Origin of the sequence: Sinorhizobium americanum (genome assembly GCF_001651855.1) — a bacterium.
Classification (GTDB): domain Bacteria; phylum Pseudomonadota; class Alphaproteobacteria; order Rhizobiales; family Rhizobiaceae; genus Sinorhizobium; species Sinorhizobium americanum.
The window spans coordinates 116,042-132,178 of record NZ_LNQC01000081.1; the positions used below are offsets into that span (position 1 = coordinate 116,042).

General features: G+C 62.4%; 17 protein-coding genes. 14 read left to right on the plus strand and 3 right to left on the minus strand.

Annotated features, from left to right (window positions below; all coding sequences use genetic code 11):
* Positions 1-46: 46 nt before the first annotated feature.
* Positions 47-907, minus strand: a complete 861-nt coding sequence (locus tag ATC00_RS28985; protein WP_064255329.1) for an SDR family NAD(P)-dependent oxidoreductase — start codon at positions 905-907, stop codon at positions 47-49.
* Positions 908-1,058: 151 nt separating this feature from the next.
* Between ATC00_RS28985 and ATC00_RS28990 the strand changes: the two genes are divergently transcribed.
* Positions 1,059-1,811: a Crp/Fnr family transcriptional regulator gene (locus ATC00_RS28990; RefSeq protein ID WP_037387709.1), complete on the plus strand. Its 753-nt coding sequence runs from the start codon at positions 1,059-1,061 to the stop codon at positions 1,809-1,811.
* Positions 1,812-1,934: 123 nt separating this feature from the next.
* Complete coding sequence (locus tag ATC00_RS28995) at positions 1,935-2,318, plus strand: response regulator (RefSeq protein ID WP_064255330.1); 384 nt, start codon at positions 1,935-1,937, stop codon at positions 2,316-2,318.
* Positions 2,319-2,326: 8 nt separating this feature from the next.
* Here ATC00_RS28995 and cysQ read toward each other — a convergent pair whose 3' ends face one another.
* A complete protein-coding gene (gene cysQ / locus ATC00_RS29000) occupies positions 2,327-3,100 on the minus strand; it encodes a 3'(2'),5'-bisphosphate nucleotidase CysQ (RefSeq protein WP_064255331.1) in 774 nt (257 codons plus the stop codon).
* A gap of 381 nt (positions 3,101-3,481) precedes the next feature.
* Between cysQ and ATC00_RS29005 the strand changes: the two genes are divergently transcribed.
* The 11 genes from ATC00_RS29005 to ATC00_RS29055 all read left to right on the plus strand — a co-directional run bounded on the left by ATC00_RS29005 (position 3,482) and on the right by ATC00_RS29055 (position 14,251).
* A complete protein-coding gene (locus ATC00_RS29005; RefSeq protein WP_037387703.1) occupies positions 3,482-4,384 on the plus strand; it encodes a branched-chain amino acid ABC transporter permease in 903 nt (300 codons plus the stop codon).
* 4 nt (positions 4,385-4,388) lie between these two features.
* Entirely contained in the window at positions 4,389-5,774 is a 1,386-nt protein-coding gene (gene livM, locus ATC00_RS29010; protein WP_037387701.1) for a high-affinity branched-chain amino acid ABC transporter permease LivM, read from the plus strand.
* The gene (locus ATC00_RS29015) at positions 5,774-6,661 is read left to right on the plus strand and encodes an ABC transporter ATP-binding protein (RefSeq protein ID WP_037387698.1); all 888 of its coding nucleotides are present in this window, start codon (positions 5,774-5,776) and stop codon (positions 6,659-6,661) included. The genes livM and ATC00_RS29015 overlap by 1 nt, the downstream gene beginning before the upstream one ends.
* A complete protein-coding gene (locus ATC00_RS29020) occupies positions 6,658-7,383 on the plus strand; it encodes an ABC transporter ATP-binding protein (protein ID WP_037387695.1) in 726 nt (241 codons plus the stop codon). The genes ATC00_RS29015 and ATC00_RS29020 overlap by 4 nt, the downstream gene beginning before the upstream one ends.
* Before the next feature lie 21 nt (positions 7,384-7,404).
* A complete protein-coding gene (locus tag ATC00_RS29025) occupies positions 7,405-7,749 on the plus strand; it encodes a DUF6867 family protein (protein WP_037387693.1) in 345 nt (114 codons plus the stop codon).
* Between the two features lie 115 nt (positions 7,750-7,864).
* Positions 7,865-8,983, plus strand: a complete 1,119-nt coding sequence (locus tag ATC00_RS29030) for a branched-chain amino acid ABC transporter substrate-binding protein (RefSeq protein ID WP_037387691.1) — start codon at positions 7,865-7,867, stop codon at positions 8,981-8,983.
* A gap of 238 nt (positions 8,984-9,221) precedes the next feature.
* Positions 9,222-10,223 (plus strand): biotin synthase BioB, encoded by a 1,002-nt coding sequence (gene bioB, locus ATC00_RS29035; RefSeq protein ID WP_412458443.1) that lies wholly within the window; start codon positions 9,222-9,224, stop codon positions 10,221-10,223.
* The gene (locus tag ATC00_RS29040) at positions 10,220-11,362 is read left to right on the plus strand and encodes an 8-amino-7-oxononanoate synthase (protein WP_064255333.1); all 1,143 of its coding nucleotides are present in this window, start codon (positions 10,220-10,222) and stop codon (positions 11,360-11,362) included. The genes bioB and ATC00_RS29040 overlap by 4 nt, the downstream gene beginning before the upstream one ends.
* The gene (bioD, locus tag ATC00_RS29045) at positions 11,362-12,000 is read left to right on the plus strand and encodes a dethiobiotin synthase (protein WP_064255334.1); all 639 of its coding nucleotides are present in this window, start codon (positions 11,362-11,364) and stop codon (positions 11,998-12,000) included. The genes ATC00_RS29040 and bioD overlap by 1 nt, the downstream gene beginning before the upstream one ends.
* Complete coding sequence (locus ATC00_RS29050) at positions 11,997-13,265, plus strand: adenosylmethionine--8-amino-7-oxononanoate transaminase (protein ID WP_037387681.1); 1,269 nt, start codon at positions 11,997-11,999, stop codon at positions 13,263-13,265. The genes bioD and ATC00_RS29050 overlap by 4 nt, the downstream gene beginning before the upstream one ends.
* Entirely contained in the window at positions 13,262-14,251 is a 990-nt protein-coding gene (locus ATC00_RS29055; RefSeq protein ID WP_064255335.1) for a beta-ketoacyl-ACP synthase III, read from the plus strand. The genes ATC00_RS29050 and ATC00_RS29055 overlap by 4 nt, the downstream gene beginning before the upstream one ends.
* Before the next feature lie 36 nt (positions 14,252-14,287).
* Here ATC00_RS29055 and ATC00_RS29060 read toward each other — a convergent pair whose 3' ends face one another.
* Positions 14,288-14,740, minus strand: a complete 453-nt coding sequence (locus ATC00_RS29060; protein ID WP_037387960.1) for a MarR family winged helix-turn-helix transcriptional regulator — start codon at positions 14,738-14,740, stop codon at positions 14,288-14,290.
* Positions 14,741-14,939: 199 nt separating this feature from the next.
* Here ATC00_RS29060 and ATC00_RS29065 point away from each other — a divergent pair, with 199 nt between their 5' ends.
* Complete coding sequence (locus ATC00_RS29065) at positions 14,940-15,929, plus strand: alpha/beta fold hydrolase (protein ID WP_037387677.1); 990 nt, start codon at positions 14,940-14,942, stop codon at positions 15,927-15,929.
* Positions 15,930-16,137 lie beyond the last annotated feature (208 nt).

A 16,137-nucleotide genomic window follows, 5' to 3' on the forward strand; every position in this document is an offset into this window, starting at 1 on the left:
GTTGTGGCGGTTCATTGCCAAAGGATCGATCAAGCCGGAATGTGGATCAATCCCGTTTTCCGGTGAGGAAGGAGCGGAACGCCTCGCCGTGATCCGGGTGCCAGCGCGAAAGGGGAGGGCGGTTCTCGACGATGTCGCCGACCGCCCACAGGATGCGCTTTTCGTCGGTGGGCCTTTCGACTTCATTGTCGGGGCAGAGAATGTAGAAATCGCCGCGGCTGAGGCTTTCCAGCATGAAATCGACTGTCTGTTCGGGCGTCCAGGCGCCGGCCGGCTTTTCGGGGCGGCCATGCGCGGTCAGCCCCGTGTAGACGAAGCCGGGGATCAACAGATGCGCATTGACCTGGCAGTTCTCGGTATTGCGCAACTCGTGCTGCAGCGCCTCAGTGAAGACCTTCACGCCGGCCTTCGAGACATTGTAGGCCGGGTCTCCGGGTGGCGTGGTGATTCCCTGCTTGGAGCCGGTATTGATGATCAGCGCCGGCTCGCCATGGGCGATCATGGCGGGCGCGAAAACGCGCGAGCCGTTGATGACGCCCCACAGATTGACGCCGAGCACCGATTCCCAGTTCTCCAGCGGGCCGAACATGGAGCTGCCGGGCTGAATGCCGGCATTGTTCATCAGCACATGCACGTGGCCGAACCGCTCGTACGTCGCCCGCGCCAGGGCCACCAGTTCATCGGGCCGGGAGATGTCCGTGGCGATTGCGGCGACGTCAGCCGCTCCGCCCGGGGCAAGCTTCGCCACTTCCGCCGCGGCCGCCTGCAGCCGCTCGCCGGCGAGATCGGCCAGCACGACCTTCATGCCGCGATCAGCGAAACATTTCGCTGCGGCAAGCCCGATACCGGAGGCGGAGCCGGTGACGACGGCGAGGTTGTTTTTGGCGATGGCGGAAAAGGACAACATGGTTCACAATCCTGCTTGCGACGGTCGATCGACGAGAGATAGGGCCCGGCGACGCACAAGTCCATGAGGGATGGACGCCGCCATTTCCTCGAAGCATTCTCCCGCCTGCCCGGTCGTTGAGTGCGCGCGTCCACCCCCCGCGAGACATTCCATGACTGTTGAAGGCAAGTTCGGCAAAGCCATACCCTGTCAGAACTGTCCCCTGCGGCCGCTTGAGGTGTTCCGTCCTTTCACAGGTGAGGAACTTGCCTTCGTGTCGGACTTCAAGATCGGCGAGCAAACGGTCGAAAGCGGCGGGACCATCCTTGCCGAGGGCGAGACGAGCGCACATCTCTTCACCGTGCTTTCCGGCTGGGGGTTCCGCTACAAAATGCTGGACGATGGCCGCCGGCAGATTCTGAACTATGTGATGCCCGGCGACATGGTCGGATTGCAGGGCAGTCTCATGGGAGAGATGCAGCACTCGATCGAGGCGCTGTCGCCGGTTACCCTGTGCGTGTTCAAGCGAAGCCGGCTTGCCGAGCTCTACCGCCTCTATCCTGAACTCGCCTATGACCTGACCTGGATCGCCGCCCGTGAGGAGCGTATTTTGGACGAGAACCTCTTGAGCATCGGCCGGCGTTCCGCGCTCGAACGGGCGGCCTATCTCGTCGCCTTTCTCTATCAGAGGGCAGAGACGCTGGAGCTTTTTCGTGGCGGCCGCGGCGTCATACCGGTCACACAGCAACATCTTGCCGATACGCTCGGCCTGTCGATCGTCCACACCAACAAGACCCTCAGGAAACTGGCCGCGCTGAATCTCCTTCGCTGGGTCGACAAAGGCTGCAATGTCCTCGACATCGACGGCCTGTTGGAATTGGCCGGATGGGAGGGGTTCAGCGAAACGAAGCGGCCGCTGATTTGACGCGGAGTGCACGGCGCGAGGAGCGCGACATGTCTTTTTTAAATGCGGGGTCTATCCGTCTGGCCTAGCGTGCGCGAAGTGGTCGGGTCTCGGCAGAGCGAGGAGACCGAGGGATGCAAATAGATGACAAGTCAGATTTCGCCGGCCATCGAATCGGTCCTCGTTCTCGAGGATAATTTCCTCATCGCCATGGATATGGGAGAAATCCTCGGTGCGCTCGGCGTCAAGAAAGTGCACATCGCCACCACCGTCGAGAAGGCGATGGAGATCGTCGCGGCACACCCGGTCGACTTCGCGGTTCTCGATATCAATCTCGGCGACGAGACGAGCTTCGCCGTTGCCGAATCGCTGATGGCGCGGGGGATCAACTTCGGATTTACCAGCGGCTACAGCGATTTGCTTACTCTGCCCGGCCATCTCCGCGAGATTCCGCGGATCGAAAAGCCTTTCAGCGAGGGCAGTCTCAGCAGCCTCATCGCGGCCGCTTTCCGCCCCGGAAACCCTTAAGCGGCGAATCACATCCTGCCGCGTGCGACGAACCAGGGATTGGCGAAGTCGCTATCGTTCGGCTGGTTGCGCTTCCCATAGGCGAGCGGACTGCCTTCGATGACGATCGTTTCGCCGCCTGCCGCGCGGAGAATAGCATCGCCGGCGGCGGTATCCCACTCCATCGTGCGGCTGAAGCGCGGATAGATGTCGGCCTTGCCCTCGGCGAGCAGGCAGAACTTCAGCGACGAGCCGACCGCCTCGTAGTCGTTGATGCCGTTTTCGGCGAGGTGGGCGAGCGTTTCGGCGCTGTTGTGCCACCGGCTGATCAGCGCAACCGGTCGCCCGCCGCATGGGCGGCAGCCGATAGGCTGCCAGGATCCGATCTGGCCGCCTTCGACCGGCGCCTTTCGCGCCATTCCGCGGCTTGCTGCATGGATCACCCTGAGAGCCGGCGCATGGACGACACCCGCCACGGGAATCCCGTTTTCGATGAGCGCGATGTTGACCGTGAAGTGATCATTGCGCTCGACAAATTCTTTGGTGCCATCGAGAGGATCGACGAGGAAGAATCGCTTGCCGGCAATGTTCGGAACGTGCCCGGCCGCGACGGCTTCCTCGGCGATGACGGGTATGTCGGGAAAGGCGGTGGCAAGCTCGTCAAGGATGATGCGCTCGGCGCGGTGATCCGCGTCGGTCACGGGCGAGGTGTCCGCCTTGTAGGTCACGGCCGGTCCGGCATTGTAGATTTCCATGATCGCACGCCCGGCCGCGATCGCCGATCGTTCCAAAATCTCCAGCATCGTTCCCCTGCTCTGAGGTGTATTGCGGCGGCACTCCGTGCGGGTGGCCGATGGTTCTAAATCACGATGCGCTAGACCAGATCAACTGCAAACCAACGGAGAGGAAGTCATGCCTTTTCGTCATGGGTTGATGCCGCCGATACCGCGGTTCTTCCGTTTCCGGGCGAAAATTGATCATTTTCAGAGTGAGAGCTGCAATTTTTTTGGTTTTTCTGGCAGGAAAAACGTCAAATCGATTTTATCGCGGAAGAATCTGCGGGCGCCGCAATTTTTGACTTTCATTTTCGCTTGAAAGAGGTATGAAATCCTCTAGAGCACGCTCATGAAGGAAAACTAATAAAAAGAGATCGGACCAATAGGATCCGGTCCAGGGGAAGATTGATGGAGTATTTCATCCAGCAGCTCGTCAACGGGCTGACGCTTGGGTCTATTTATGGTATGATCGCGATCGGTTATACCATGGTCTACGGCATCATCGGCATGATCAACTTCGCCCACGGCGATATATTCATGCTTGGCGGCTTTGCCGCATTGATTGTCTTCTTGCTTCTCACGACATTCATGGCAGGCGTACCAGTTGTACTAGCGCTTTTGCTTATGATGATCGTCGGCATGCTGACGGCGGCGCTTTGGAACTGGACGATCGAGCGGGTGGCTTACCGTCCGCTGCGCGGTTCGTTCCGTCTGGCGCCGCTAATCACTGCGATCGGCATGTCGATCGTGCTGTCGAACTTCATCCAGGTGACGCAGGGGCCGCGCAACAAGCCGATCCCGCCGCTCGTCTCGTCGGTCTACGATCTGTTCGGAATCACCGTCTCGCTGAAGCAAATCATCATCGTCGTCATCACCGCGATTCTGCTTTCCGTCTTCTGGTATATCGTCAACCGGACGCCGCTCGGCCGTGCCCAGCGTGCCACCGAGCAGGATAGCAAGATGGCGGCGCTGCTCGGCGTCGACGTCGACCGCACCATCTCGGTGACCTTCATCATGGGCGCAGCGCTCGCGGCCGTCGCCGGTACCCTGTATCTCATGTATTATGGCGTCGTGGTCTTCACCGACGGGTTCGCTCCGGGCGTCAAGGCGTTTACCGCCGCCGTTCTCGGAGGCATCGGCTCGCTGCCGGGCGCCGTGCTCGGCGGACTGCTGATCGGCCTCATCGAGTCGCTGTGGTCCGCCTATTTCACAATCGACTACAAGGATGTCGCGACCTTCTCCATTCTCGCGATCGTCCTGATTTTCAAGCCGTCGGGTATTCTCGGACGACCGGAAGTCGAGAAGGTATAGTTCCATGGCAAATGTTGCATCTACTACTGCAAGCGCCGGCACCGAGCTGACGGCGCGGGCCCTGCGCGAGGCTGTCTTCTCGGGGCTCATCACTCTGGGGCTGTTCGTCCTGTTTGTCGGTCTTGAGACCACGCAAAACATCCGCAACGAGCTGGTGCTGAACCAGCGATGGGGCCTCCTGGTGATCTTTGTGGTCGTCGCCATGGTCGGCCGCTTCCTGATGGTCGCTTACGCCCAGCCGTGGCTTGCTCAGCGCAAGGCCGCCAAGGCTGCCGCCCCGGACGTGGCGAAGGAGGAAACCTTCTTCAGCCGCAACTTCTCGAAGATCGCGATCATTGCGCTCGTGCTCTATCCGCCGGTCATCGTCGCGCTCCTCGGCGTTCAGGGTTCGCTGAAATGGGTGGACAATTTCGGCATCCAGATCCTGATCTATGTGATGCTTGCCTGGGGCCTCAACATCGTCGTTGGCCTCGCCGGTCTGCTCGACCTCGGTTACGTCGCCTTCTACGCGGTCGGTGCCTATTCCTATGCGCTGCTTTCCAGCTATTTTGGCCTGTCCTTCTGGGTGCTGCTGCCGGTCGCCGGACTTCTCGCTGCCTGCTGGGGCGTGATCCTCGGCTTTCCGGTGCTGCGGCTGCGCGGCGACTACCTGGCGATCGTCACGCTCGCTTTCGGTGAGATCATCCGCCTCGTGCTGATCAACTGGACCGAGGTCACCAAGGGCACGTTCGGCGTTTCCGGCATTGCCAAGGCGACGCTGTTCGGCCTCAAGTTCGATGCGACGAAAACCGGCTTCGCGGCAATGATGGGCCTGCCGATGTCGTCGGCCTATTACAAGATCTTTCTGTTCTATCTCATCCTCGCTCTGGCCCTGCTGACCGCCTTCGTCACCATCCGGCTGCGCCGCATGCCGATCGGGCGGGCCTGGGAAGCGCTTCGCGAGGACGAGATCGCCTGCCGTTCGCTCGGCATCAACACGACGACAACGAAACTGACTGCATTCGCCACGGGCGCCATGTTCGGCGGCTTTGCCGGATCATTCTTCGCCGTTCGTCAGGGTTTCGTCTCGCCGGAATCCTTTGTCTTCCTCGAATCGGCGGTGATCCTTGCCATCGTCGTGCTCGGCGGCATGGGTTCGCTGACCGGCATCGCGATTGCGGCTGTCGTCATGATCGGCGGCACGGAGATCCTGCGTGAACTGGCGTTCCTGAAGGTAGTCTTCGGCCCGAACTTCACGCCTGAACTCTATCGCATGCTGATCTTCGGGCTTGCAATGGTGGTCGTCATGGTCTGGAAGCCACGCGGCTTCGTCGGATCGCGCGAACCGACTGCCTTCCTGCGGGAACGCAGGGCGGTCTCCGGCAGCTTCACCAAGGAAGGGCACGGCTGATGACCTTCGAGACGAACACAATGACAAAAGACCCAATTCTCAAGGTTGAACGCCTGTCGATGCGCTTCGGTGGTCTCATGGCCATCAACGACTTCTCTTTCGAAGCCTATCGCGGCGACATTACCGCGCTGATCGGCCCGAACGGAGCGGGCAAGACCACCGTGTTCAACTGCATCACCGGCTTCTACAAGCCGACGATGGGCATGATCACGATGAAGCAGAAGGCCGGCAAGGAATACCTGCTGGAGCGCCTGCCGGACTTCGAGATCACCAAGCACGCCAAGGTGGCCCGTACCTTCCAGAACATCCGGATGTTCTCCGGCCTGACGGTGCTCGAAAACCTGCTGGTGGCACAGCACAACAAGCTGATGCAGGCGTCGGGCTACACCGTCCTCGGCTTGCTCGGCTTCCCGGCCTACCGCCAGGCCTCCAGGGAGGCGATCGAGATCGCCAAGCACTGGCTCGACATGGCGTCGCTCACCGATCGCGCCGACGACCCGGCCGGCGACCTGCCCTACGGGGCACAGCGGCGGCTCGAAATCGCCAGAGCCATGTGCACCGGCCCGGAACTGCTATGCCTCGACGAACCGGCAGCGGGTCTCAATCCGCGCGAATCGGCCGCTCTCAACGAGCTGTTGCAGGCCATTCGCCGCGACACCGGGACCTCCATCCTGCTGATCGAGCACGACATGTCGGTGGTGATGGAAATCTCCGATCACGTCGTCGTGCTCGAATACGGACAGAAGATTTCCGACGGCAATCCGGAATTCGTGAAGAACGATCCGCGGGTCATCGCGGCCTATCTGGGTGTCGAGGACGAAGAGGTTGAAGAGGTGATCGAACAGATCGTGGAAATCGAAAGCGAGCAGGGAGGCACCCAGCCATGACTGCTCCGCTGCTGAATGTGAAAGGTGTCGAGACCTATTACGGCAATATCCGGGCCCTGAGCGGCGTAGATGTTGAGGTCCACCGCGGCGAAATCGTCTCGCTGATCGGCGCTAACGGCGCCGGCAAGTCGACGCTGATGATGACGATCTGCGGCAAGCCGCAGGCACGCACCGGTTCGATCTTCTTCGAAGGGCAGGACATCACGCGTATGCCGACGCACCAGATCGCGCGGCTCCGGATCGCCCAGTCGCCGGAAGGACGCCGCATCTTCCCGCGCATGACGGTTCTCGAAAACCTGCAGATGGGCGCGAGCCTCGACGATCTGAAACACTTCAAGGAAGACGTCGAAAAGGTTTTCGCGCTCTTCCCGCGCCTCAAGGAACGGCAGGCGCAGCGCGGCGGAACGCTTTCCGGCGGCGAACAGCAGATGCTGTCGATCGGCCGAGCGCTGATGGCACGGCCGAAGCTCCTGCTGCTCGACGAGCCTTCGCTCGGCCTTGCGCCGCTGATCGTCAAGGGCATTTTCGAGGCGATCAAGAAGCTCAACAAGCAGGAGGGCCTCACCGTGTTCCTGGTCGAGCAGAACGCCTTCGGGGCGCTCAAGCTCTCCGACCGCGCCTACGTCCTCGTCAACGGCCGGGTGACGATGAGCGGAACCGGGAAGGACCTGCTCGCCAATCCGGAGGTCCGGGCGGCCTATCTCGAAGGCGGCCGTCATTGATGCGCGCTGGAGTTAAGTGACATGCAGGGAATTCTCTACGAAGAAGCCTCCATCTGGCAGTTTCTGTTCATCAGCTGCGTTCTCGGCGGCTGGACCGCCTGGCGCACGGGCAAAAGCGTTGCGGAAAGCTGGGGAGAGGTTCCGCGGCTGCTGATCTACGTGGCGCTCCTGGGGCTCGGCATCCGCTTCGTGCACCACGCACTTTTCGAAGGCACGATGTTCAGCCTGCAATACTATGTCGTAGACACGCTCGTACTTTTGTTGTTTGCTACCGCCGGTTACCGGTTCTACCGGACCAAGCAGATGGCGAACAACTACTACTGGCTCTATGAGAAGACCTCACCTTTCTCCTGGAAGGCCAAATAAGGGAACAGCGCGTGCCGGTCGGGTGCGGCCGGTGCGAAGAAACACCGGCGCAATTATAGTGGGCATTGCGCAGGCTTATGAAACGAGACCCGCTCGAATATTTGGGAGTAACAAAATGAAAAAGTCTCTTCTGTCGGCTGTGGCGCTGACAGCAATGGTCGCCTTCAGCGGCACCGCATGGGCTGATCTCCTGGTCGGCGTTGCTGGTCCGCTGACCGGCCCGAACGCCGCATTCGGCGCCCAGCTCCAGAAAGGTGCGGAGCAGGCAGCCGCCGACATCAACGCGGCAGGCGGCATCAACGGGGAACAGATCAAGATCGTGCTCGGCGACGACGTTTCGGATCCGAAGCAGGGCATTTCGGTCGCCAACAAATTTGTCGCTGACGGCGTGAAGTTCGTCGTTGGCCACTTCAACTCCGGTGTGACGATTCCGGCCTCGGAAGTCTATGCCGAGAATGGCATCCTGGTCATCACTCCGTCTGCGACCAACCCGCAACTCACCGAGCGCGGCCTGTGGAACACGTTCCGCACCTGCGGCCGTGACGACCAGCAGGGCGCAGTCGCCGGTGCTTACCTCGCCGCCAACTTCAAGGACGCCAAGATCGCCGTCATTCACGACAAGACGCCGTACGGCCAGGGTCTCGCCGACGAAACCAAGAAGTCGATGAATGAAGCCGGCCTCACCGAAGCCCTCTACGAAGGCATCAATATCGGCGACAAGGATTTCTCGGCGCTGATCGCCAAGATGAAGGAAGCCGGTGTTGGGGTCGTTTACTACGGCGGTCTGCACACGGAAGCCGGCCTCATCATGCGTCAGATGAAGGACCAGGGCCTCAAGGCAACGTTCATGTCGGGCGATGGTATCGTCTCGAACGAACTGGCTTCCATCGCTGGCGACGCCGTCGACGGCACGCTGATGACCTTCGCGCCGGATCCGCGCAAGAACCCGGCATCCAAGGACCTCGTCGAGAAGTTCCGTGCCGCCGGCTTCGAGCCGGAAGCCTACACCCTTTACTCCTATGCTGCCCTGCAGGTCGTCGCCGACGCTGCCAAGGCAGCCGGCGGCAACGATTCGCAGGCCGTCGCTGAAGCGATCAAGGCCAAGGGTCCGTTCAAGACCGCGATCGGCGAGCTCGGCTATGACGAAAAGGGCGACATCACCCGCCCGGACTACGTCATGTACACCTGGAAGAAGGGTGAAGACGGCAAGTACAGCTACTTCCAGAACGAATAGTCTCGTTCTGGCGCTTTAAAAGCGAGCAAGGGCCCGGCGTGGAAGCGCCGGGCCCTTGCTTTTTGCGCATGCCTCCATCGGATATTTCGCCGCAGTCCGGTCCCGGCGCGGCTGGGCTACGGCATGGAACGATCGATAGGAGTTGCATCCCGCTCAACCGGCGAACTATAGATAAAATACGATTCTATCTATATCGATGGCCGTGATCAGAGGGGGACAGCCGCGAATGCAGGAAACGATGGGAACGAGCGGAGCGGATTCGATCAGCTCCGGCGCCGATTTTACGAGATGGGATGTCGCCGAGGCGAAAAAAATCTATAATTTGCCGTTCAACGACCTCCTGTTCCGCGCGCAGTCCATCCATCGCGCGCATTTCGATCCGAACGCGGTGCAGATGAGCCGACTCCTTTCGATCAAGACTGGGGGGTGTGCCGAGGATTGCGGCTATTGCAGCCAGTCGGCGCACTATCCAACCGGGCTCAAGGCGTCGAAGCTGATGGAAGTCGAGCGGGTTATCGCGGAGGCGCGCGAGGCCAAGGACGGCGGCGCGACGCGCTATTGCATGGGGGCGGCCTGGCGCAGCCCGAAGGAACGCGACATGGAGGCGATCGTCGCCATGGTGCGCGGCGTCAAGGCGCTCGGGATGGAAACCTGCATGACCCTCGGGATGCTGTCGCTTTCGCAGACGGAGCGGCTCGCAGGGGCCGGCCTCGATTACTACAATCACAATGTCGACACCTCCGAGCGCTTTTACAGCGAGATCATCACCACGCGAACCTTTGCCGATCGGCTGGAAACGCTTGCCAATGTCCGCGAAGCGGGCATCAAGGTCTGCGCCGGCGGCATCTTGGGCATGGGCGAAACGGTCGACGATCGCATTTCGATGCTGGTGACGCTCGCCAATCTTCCGGCGGCGCCGGAAAGCGTGCCGATCAACATGCTGATTCCCATGCCCGGGTCGAAGCTTGCGGATGCGCCGCCAGTCGATCCGATCGACTTCGTCCGGACGATCGGGCTCGCCCGGATCCTGATGCCAAAATCTCATGTCCGCCTTTCGGCCGGCCGGACCGAAATGAGCGACGAAATGCAGGCGCTCTGTTTCTTCGCCGGGGCGAATTCGATCTTCGTCGGCGAAACGCTGTTGACGGCGGACAATCCCGGCGAGGACCACGATGCGGCGCTGTTCCGCCGCCTCGGGCTGAAGCCGATGGCACTCGAGCCTATGGAGCCGGCCGAATGATCGCCGAGGGTCTCGGCCGCTACGAGAAGATCTTGGCAGGACTCGAGCGAAAGGGGCGGCGACGCGCTCTGGTCGCTCGAGCGGGCGTTGACTTCACCTCGAACGACTATCTGGGTCTCGCAGGCTCTCCGCGACTGAAGGAGGCGATCGCCTCCGCCGTCGACCGCGACGTGCCGGTTGGCGCCGGCGGATCCCGCCTATTGCGCGGCAATCATCCGGAGCATGAGGCGCTTGAGGCGGAGGCGGCCGAGTTCTTCGGCGCGGATCGGGCGCTCTTTTTCAGCAGCGGCTATGCCGCCAATGTCGCGTTGTTTTCGACCCTGCCGCCGCGCGACGACATCATCGTCCACGACGCGCTGATCCATGCGAGCGCCCATGAGGGGATCGCCGCAAGCCGGGCGCAGGCGGTCGCGGCCGGCCACAACGATGTCGGGGCCTTCGCCGACGCCATCCGGAAATGGCGGCGTGCTGGCGGAACGGGATGCCCGTGGATCGCCGTTGAAAGCCTCTATTCGATGGACGGAGACCGGGCGCCGCTGATCGAGCTTGCGGCGCTCGCCGAAGAGCATGACGGCTTTCTGGTCATCGACGAGGCGCATGCCACGGGCGTTTTCGGTCCCGGCGGCCGCGGCCTATCGGCGGCGCTCGAGGGCCGGGAGAATGTCGTTGTCCTGCACACCTGCGGCAAGGCGCTTGGCGTTTCCGGCGCTTTGCTCTGCGCCAACGGAACCCTTTGCGACTATCTCGTCAACCGCGCCCGTGGCTTCATCTATTCCACTGCTCCGTCGCCCTTGACGGCTGCCGCGGTTCGCGAGGCCTTGCGGATCGCCGCGGATGAGCCGCAGCGTCGCGCCGACTTCGACGCGCTCAGCGCCTTTGCCAATGCGGCGCTCGCCGCAACAACCGGGATCGAAGGCAGCGGATCGCAGATCCTGCCGGTGATGATCGGCGACAATGGCCGCGCCGTGAGAACCGCCGAGCGCCTACGCGAGGAGGGATTCGACATCCGCGCGATCCGTCCGCCGACCGTTCCTGAGGGCACGGCGCGGCTCCGGATCGCGATCACCCTGAACGTCGACAGGCAGGCGATCGCGCAGATGCTGGCACGGCTGCAGGTGGCGATGGCGGAGGAACGATGATGACAGCCCGCGTCGTGATCACCGGCACGGATACCGGCATCGGCAAGACCGTCTTTGCCGCCGCACTCACCGATGCGCTTGCCGGCTGCTACTGGAAGCCGGTTCAGTCCGGGCTCGACGGCGAAACCGACAGCGAAGCGGTCCGGCGGCTTGGCCGCATAGAGGCTCGCCGTATCCTGCCGGAGGCCTACAGGCTCGCGACACCCGCCTCACCGCATCTCTCTGCCAGGCTCGACGGGGTGACGATCCGGCCGGAAAGCCTCTCGCCACCCCCGGTCGAGGCGCCGCTCGTCATTGAAGGAGCGGGCGGGCTCCTGGTGCCGCTGACGGAGCGGGCGGTCTTTGCCGATGTCTTTCAGCGCTGGCGGTTTCCCGTCGTCCTTTGCGCCCGCACGGCGCTCGGCACAATCAATCACACGCTGCTGTCGCTCGAAGCGCTGCGGGCTCGATCGATCCCGGTTCTCGGAGTCGCCTTCATCTGCGACGAGCAGGCGGATACGGAAAGGACGATCGCGGAGTTGGGAGGCGTTCGCATACTCGGCCGCTTGCCACGGCTCGATCCTTTGACGCCCGATGGCTTGCGACTGGCCTTCCGCGAATGTTTCGAGCTGGACCATTTCCGCGAGGTGCCGGCATGACAGGCTCTCCCGTCTGGCATCCCTTCACTCAGCACGCGCTGGAACCGGCGATGAAACACATCGTCCGCACCGAGGGCGCCTATCTCATCGACGAGGATGGCTCGCCCATTGTCGATGCGATCTCGTCCTGGTGGGTGATCACCCACGGCCATCGGCACCCGACGATCATGGAGGCCATCCGGTCGGCCGCGGAAAGCTACGACCAGGTGATTTTTGCCGAATACACCCATGCGCCGGCGGAAGAACTGGCGACGGGTCTGATCGAGATCGCGCCCGCCGGCTTGAAGCACGTCTTCTATTCCGACAGCGGCTCGACCGCCGTGGAGGTCGCGCTGAAGATGGCGCTCGGCTACTTCCACAATATCGGCGCGTCGCGCAGTCGCATCTCGGTGATGGAACACAGCTACCACGGCGACACGATCGGCACCATGTCGGCGGGCGAGCGCGGCGTCTTCAATGCAGCCTACGAGCCGCTTCTTTTTGCCGTCGACCGCTTGCCGTTCCCGGAGCCCGGCCGCGAACAGGAGACGCTCGATGCCTTCGAGCGTTTTTGCGCTTCCGGCCGGGTGGCGGCGCTCATCATCGAGCCGCTGGTTCTCGGCGCCGGCGGGATGAAGATCTACCCGGGCCTCGTACTCGCGGAACTGAAGCGGATCGCCGAACGGCATGGTACTCTCCTGATTGCCGATGAGGTGATGACCGGCTGGGGCCGCGCCGGCACACTCTTTGCCTGCGAGCAGGCGGGGATCGCGCCGGACATCCTGTGCACGTCGAAGGGCTTGACCGGCGGAGCGCTGCCGCTCGCGGCAACCCTTTGCACGGCGGAGATATTCGACGCGCATCTGTCGCGGGACCGGCGCCGCACATTCTTTCATTCGAGCTCCTATACCGCCAATCCGATCGCCTGCGCCGCGGCTGTCGCCAATCTCGCCGTCTGGAAAGAGGAGCCGGTCGGCGGCCGCATCGAAGCGCTCGCCGCCAACCAGCGGCGACATCTAAAGCGCTTCGTCGCCGATCCGCGCTTCCGGAATGTACGCCAGGCCGGCACGATCGCCGCGCTCGACCTTTCCGTGCCGGCGGGGGGCTATCTGGCCGATGTCGGGCCGCGGCTCAGGGCTTTCTTCCGCGAGCGCAAGCTGCTCATCCGGCCGCTCGGGAATGTCATTTATCTGATGCCGCCCTATTGCATCGCCGATGCCGATCTCGATCGTGCCTATGACGCGATTGACGAGGCCGCGTCTGCCTTCGCCAGGGGGCGGCTATGAGCATCGCCCGGTCATCCCGCCTTGTCGGATTCGGTCATGCCGTGCCGGCGCGATGCGTCGAGAACGCCGAAATCGAAGCGAAACTCGGCCTTGAATCCGGCTGGATCGAACGGCGGACGGGCATCCGGGCGCGGCGCTGGGTCGAACCCGGAGATACGCTGACCGGTCTTGCGGCCCGGGCCGGAGAGGCGGCACTCGAGGACGCGGCTATCCCACGCGGCGACATCGCCTTGACGCTGCTTGCGACCTCGACGCCCGACCACCTCTTGCCGCCCTCGGCGCCGTTGCTCGCCCATCGTCTCGGGCTCGGCAATTCCGGTGCGATTGACCTGGCGGGTGCCTGCTCGGGCTTCCTCTACGCGCTGACGCTTGCCGACGGGTTCGTCCGCGCGCAGGGCAAGGCGGTCCTCGTCGTTGCCGCCAACATTCTGAGTCGGCGCATCAACCCGGCCGAGAGGGCAAGCGCGGTTCTCTTCGCGGACGCGGCCGGCGCCGTTGTCGTCGCGCCCTCGGACGATCCGGGGAAGGGCGTGCTCGGCGTCGACCTCGCGGCCGACGGAAGCCGCTACGATCTGATCACGATTCCGGCCGGCGGCAGCAGCCGGCCCTTCGCACCGGGCATGGCGGCGGAGGACGTGCTGATGACGATGCGCGACGGCCGCGAAGTGTTCGTCCACGCGGTGGAGATGATGACGGCGTGCGCAGCTCGCGCGCTCGCCGCTGCGGGCATCGGTCCGTCAGGGGTCAGTCGCTTCGTGCCGCACCAGGCGAATGTCCGGATCTTCGATGCGGTTTGCGGCAATCTCGGCATCGCCCCGTCCAGAACCGTGCGCACTATCGTGGAGCACGGGAACTCGTCGGCTGCGACCATACCGCTGTCGCTATCACTCGCGCACAGGGCGAACGCCTTCCTTCCGGGAGAAAGGCTGCTGCTCACCGCGGCGGGCGCAGGGCTCACCGGAGGGGCAGTGCTCGTCGGTATCTAATAGCAAAGCTGCCTGCCGCATCCGCTCCAAGCATGCCTACCGTAGCAGCGATGCCCGGAGCGCGGCGATTTCCTCTTTTAGCCGCCCGATCTGCGCAGGCTCCATTCCGGTCGCCTCGATGATGCCGCACGGGACGGTGCCGGCCTTTTCCTTGAGCGCCCTGCCGGTTTCGGTCAGGCGCACGCGAACCTGCCGCTCGTCGGCGCGGTCGCGGACCCTCGAAATATAACCCATTGCCTCGAGGCGCTTCAGCATGGGCGTGAGGGTGCTTGATTCGAGAAAGAGCTTGTCTCCCAGGCTGCCGACGGTCTGATCATCTTTTTCCCACAGAACAACCATTACGAGATATTGTGGATAGGTAAGGTCCAGGTCGTCAAGCAGCGGCTTGTACACACGCGTAAACGCGTGGTTCGCGGAATAGATCGCAAAGCACAGGAAATTATCGATCTTCATCAACTCTTCCGGGGAGGGGATTTCTGCCTTCGCCATCGCCTTCATTCCAAATTCGCCTAGGAACCACAGTAAATCGTTCGCGATATAATCGCAAGGTATTGACAGTTCTGCCCGGCCAGGATAAATATCGTGCACGATTTAATCGTTGCATAACTAAGCGCCTGCTAATGCGCTTTGCTGCAAGGGTTACATCGCAACGATCCGACTTGCCGCCACGAAGCGAAGGAGCGATTCCATGACGAAGGTTCAAGACAGCGCGACCGCAGTTTCCAGAAGGGAGATGCTGGCGGGAGCACTCGGTGCCGCAAGCGCGGCCGCCGCATTCGCCGCAGCCCCGCCAGCCGCAGCGGCGGGCACAGCAGAGCCATCAACCACAGAAGGAGCAAGGACCATGGGAAGCAGGATCACCACGCGCGACGGCGTTGAAATCTATTACAAGGACTGGGGTCCGAAGGACGGCCCGGTCGTCATCCTCAGCCACGGCTGGCCGCTCTCATCCGACAGTTGGGAAGCCCAGGCCTTCCATCTGGCCAGCAACGGTTTCCGAGTCGTCACCCATGATCGTCGCGGTCACGGCCGGTCCAGCCAGCCCTGGGACGGCAACGACATGGATCACTATGCCGACGACCTTGCCGACCTGATCGAGCAATTGGATCTGAAGGACATCTTTCTGGCCGGCTTCTCCACCGGCGGCGGTGAGATCACCCGCTATATCGGTCGCCACGGCACCAGCCGCGTCGCCAAGGCTGGACTGATCTCAGCAGTGCCGCCGCTCATGGTCAAGACCGACAAGAACCCAGGCGGCCTGCCGAAAGACGTGTTCGACGGCTTGCAGGCCGCGAGCCTCGCCGACCGTTCACAGCTCTACAAGGATATCGCCTCGGGTCCCTTCTTCGGCTTCAACCGTCCGGGCGCCAAGCCGTCGCAGGGGATGATCGACAGCTTCTGGCTGCAGGGTTTGACGGGCGGCCACAAGAACACCTATGATTCGATCGTCGCCTTCTCGCAGACCGACTTCACCGAGGACCTGAAGAAGTTCGACGTGCCGACGCTCATCATCCACGGCGACGACGACCAGATCGTGCCGATCGATGCTGCCGCCCGGGCTTCGAAGACGCTCATTCCGCACGCGGAACTCAAAGTCTATCCGGGTGCGCCGCACGGCATCACGGACACCCACAAAGAGCAGTTGAACAGGGACCTGCTGGAGTTCGCTCGGTCCTAGGATAGGGCGTCTCGAGCGCATTATGGGAGGGTGTCGCAAGCCGGCGCCCTCTTTTTGCAAGCCACAGCCGGTGCCCATTTCAAAGCTGACCGTTCCCGCCTAGCTGCTTTCGGGGCAGATTATGCTTGCGAAACATAGGCTTGACTTTGATCATGCCATTTCGGACGATGCGCATGACGATGCATGTCGCAGGGGCGTGCCGGCTGGG

Bases quoted from the DNA above. Each gene is read 5' to 3' on its own strand.
- ATC00_RS28985 (WP_064255329.1), bottom strand. From the start codon at position 907: ATGTTGTCCTTTTCCGCCATCGCCAAAAACAACCTCGCCGTCGTCACC.
- ATC00_RS28990 (WP_037387709.1), top strand. From the start codon at position 1,059: ATGACTGTTGAAGGCAAGTTCGGCAAAGCCATACCCTGTCAGAACTGT.
- ATC00_RS28995 (WP_064255330.1), top strand. From the start codon at position 1,935: ATGACAAGTCAGATTTCGCCGGCCATCGAATCGGTCCTCGTTCTCGAG.
- cysQ (WP_064255331.1), bottom strand. From the start codon at position 3,100: ATGCTGGAGATTTTGGAACGATCGGCGATCGCGGCCGGGCGTGCGATC.
- ATC00_RS29005 (WP_037387703.1), top strand. From the start codon at position 3,482: ATGGAGTATTTCATCCAGCAGCTCGTCAACGGGCTGACGCTTGGGTCT.
- livM (WP_037387701.1), top strand. From the start codon at position 4,389: ATGGCAAATGTTGCATCTACTACTGCAAGCGCCGGCACCGAGCTGACG.
- ATC00_RS29015 (WP_037387698.1), top strand. From the start codon at position 5,774: ATGACCTTCGAGACGAACACAATGACAAAAGACCCAATTCTCAAGGTT.
- ATC00_RS29020 (WP_037387695.1), top strand. From the start codon at position 6,658: ATGACTGCTCCGCTGCTGAATGTGAAAGGTGTCGAGACCTATTACGGC.
- ATC00_RS29025 (WP_037387693.1), top strand. From the start codon at position 7,405: ATGCAGGGAATTCTCTACGAAGAAGCCTCCATCTGGCAGTTTCTGTTC.
- ATC00_RS29030 (WP_037387691.1), top strand. From the start codon at position 7,865: ATGAAAAAGTCTCTTCTGTCGGCTGTGGCGCTGACAGCAATGGTCGCC.
- bioB (WP_412458443.1), top strand. From the start codon at position 9,222: ATGGGAACGAGCGGAGCGGATTCGATCAGCTCCGGCGCCGATTTTACG.
- ATC00_RS29040 (WP_064255333.1), top strand. From the start codon at position 10,220: ATGATCGCCGAGGGTCTCGGCCGCTACGAGAAGATCTTGGCAGGACTC.
- bioD (WP_064255334.1), top strand. From the start codon at position 11,362: ATGACAGCCCGCGTCGTGATCACCGGCACGGATACCGGCATCGGCAAG.
- ATC00_RS29050 (WP_037387681.1), top strand. From the start codon at position 11,997: ATGACAGGCTCTCCCGTCTGGCATCCCTTCACTCAGCACGCGCTGGAA.
- ATC00_RS29055 (WP_064255335.1), top strand. From the start codon at position 13,262: ATGAGCATCGCCCGGTCATCCCGCCTTGTCGGATTCGGTCATGCCGTG.
- ATC00_RS29060 (WP_037387960.1), bottom strand. From the start codon at position 14,740: ATGGCGAAGGCAGAAATCCCCTCCCCGGAAGAGTTGATGAAGATCGAT.
- ATC00_RS29065 (WP_037387677.1), top strand. From the start codon at position 14,940: ATGACGAAGGTTCAAGACAGCGCGACCGCAGTTTCCAGAAGGGAGATG.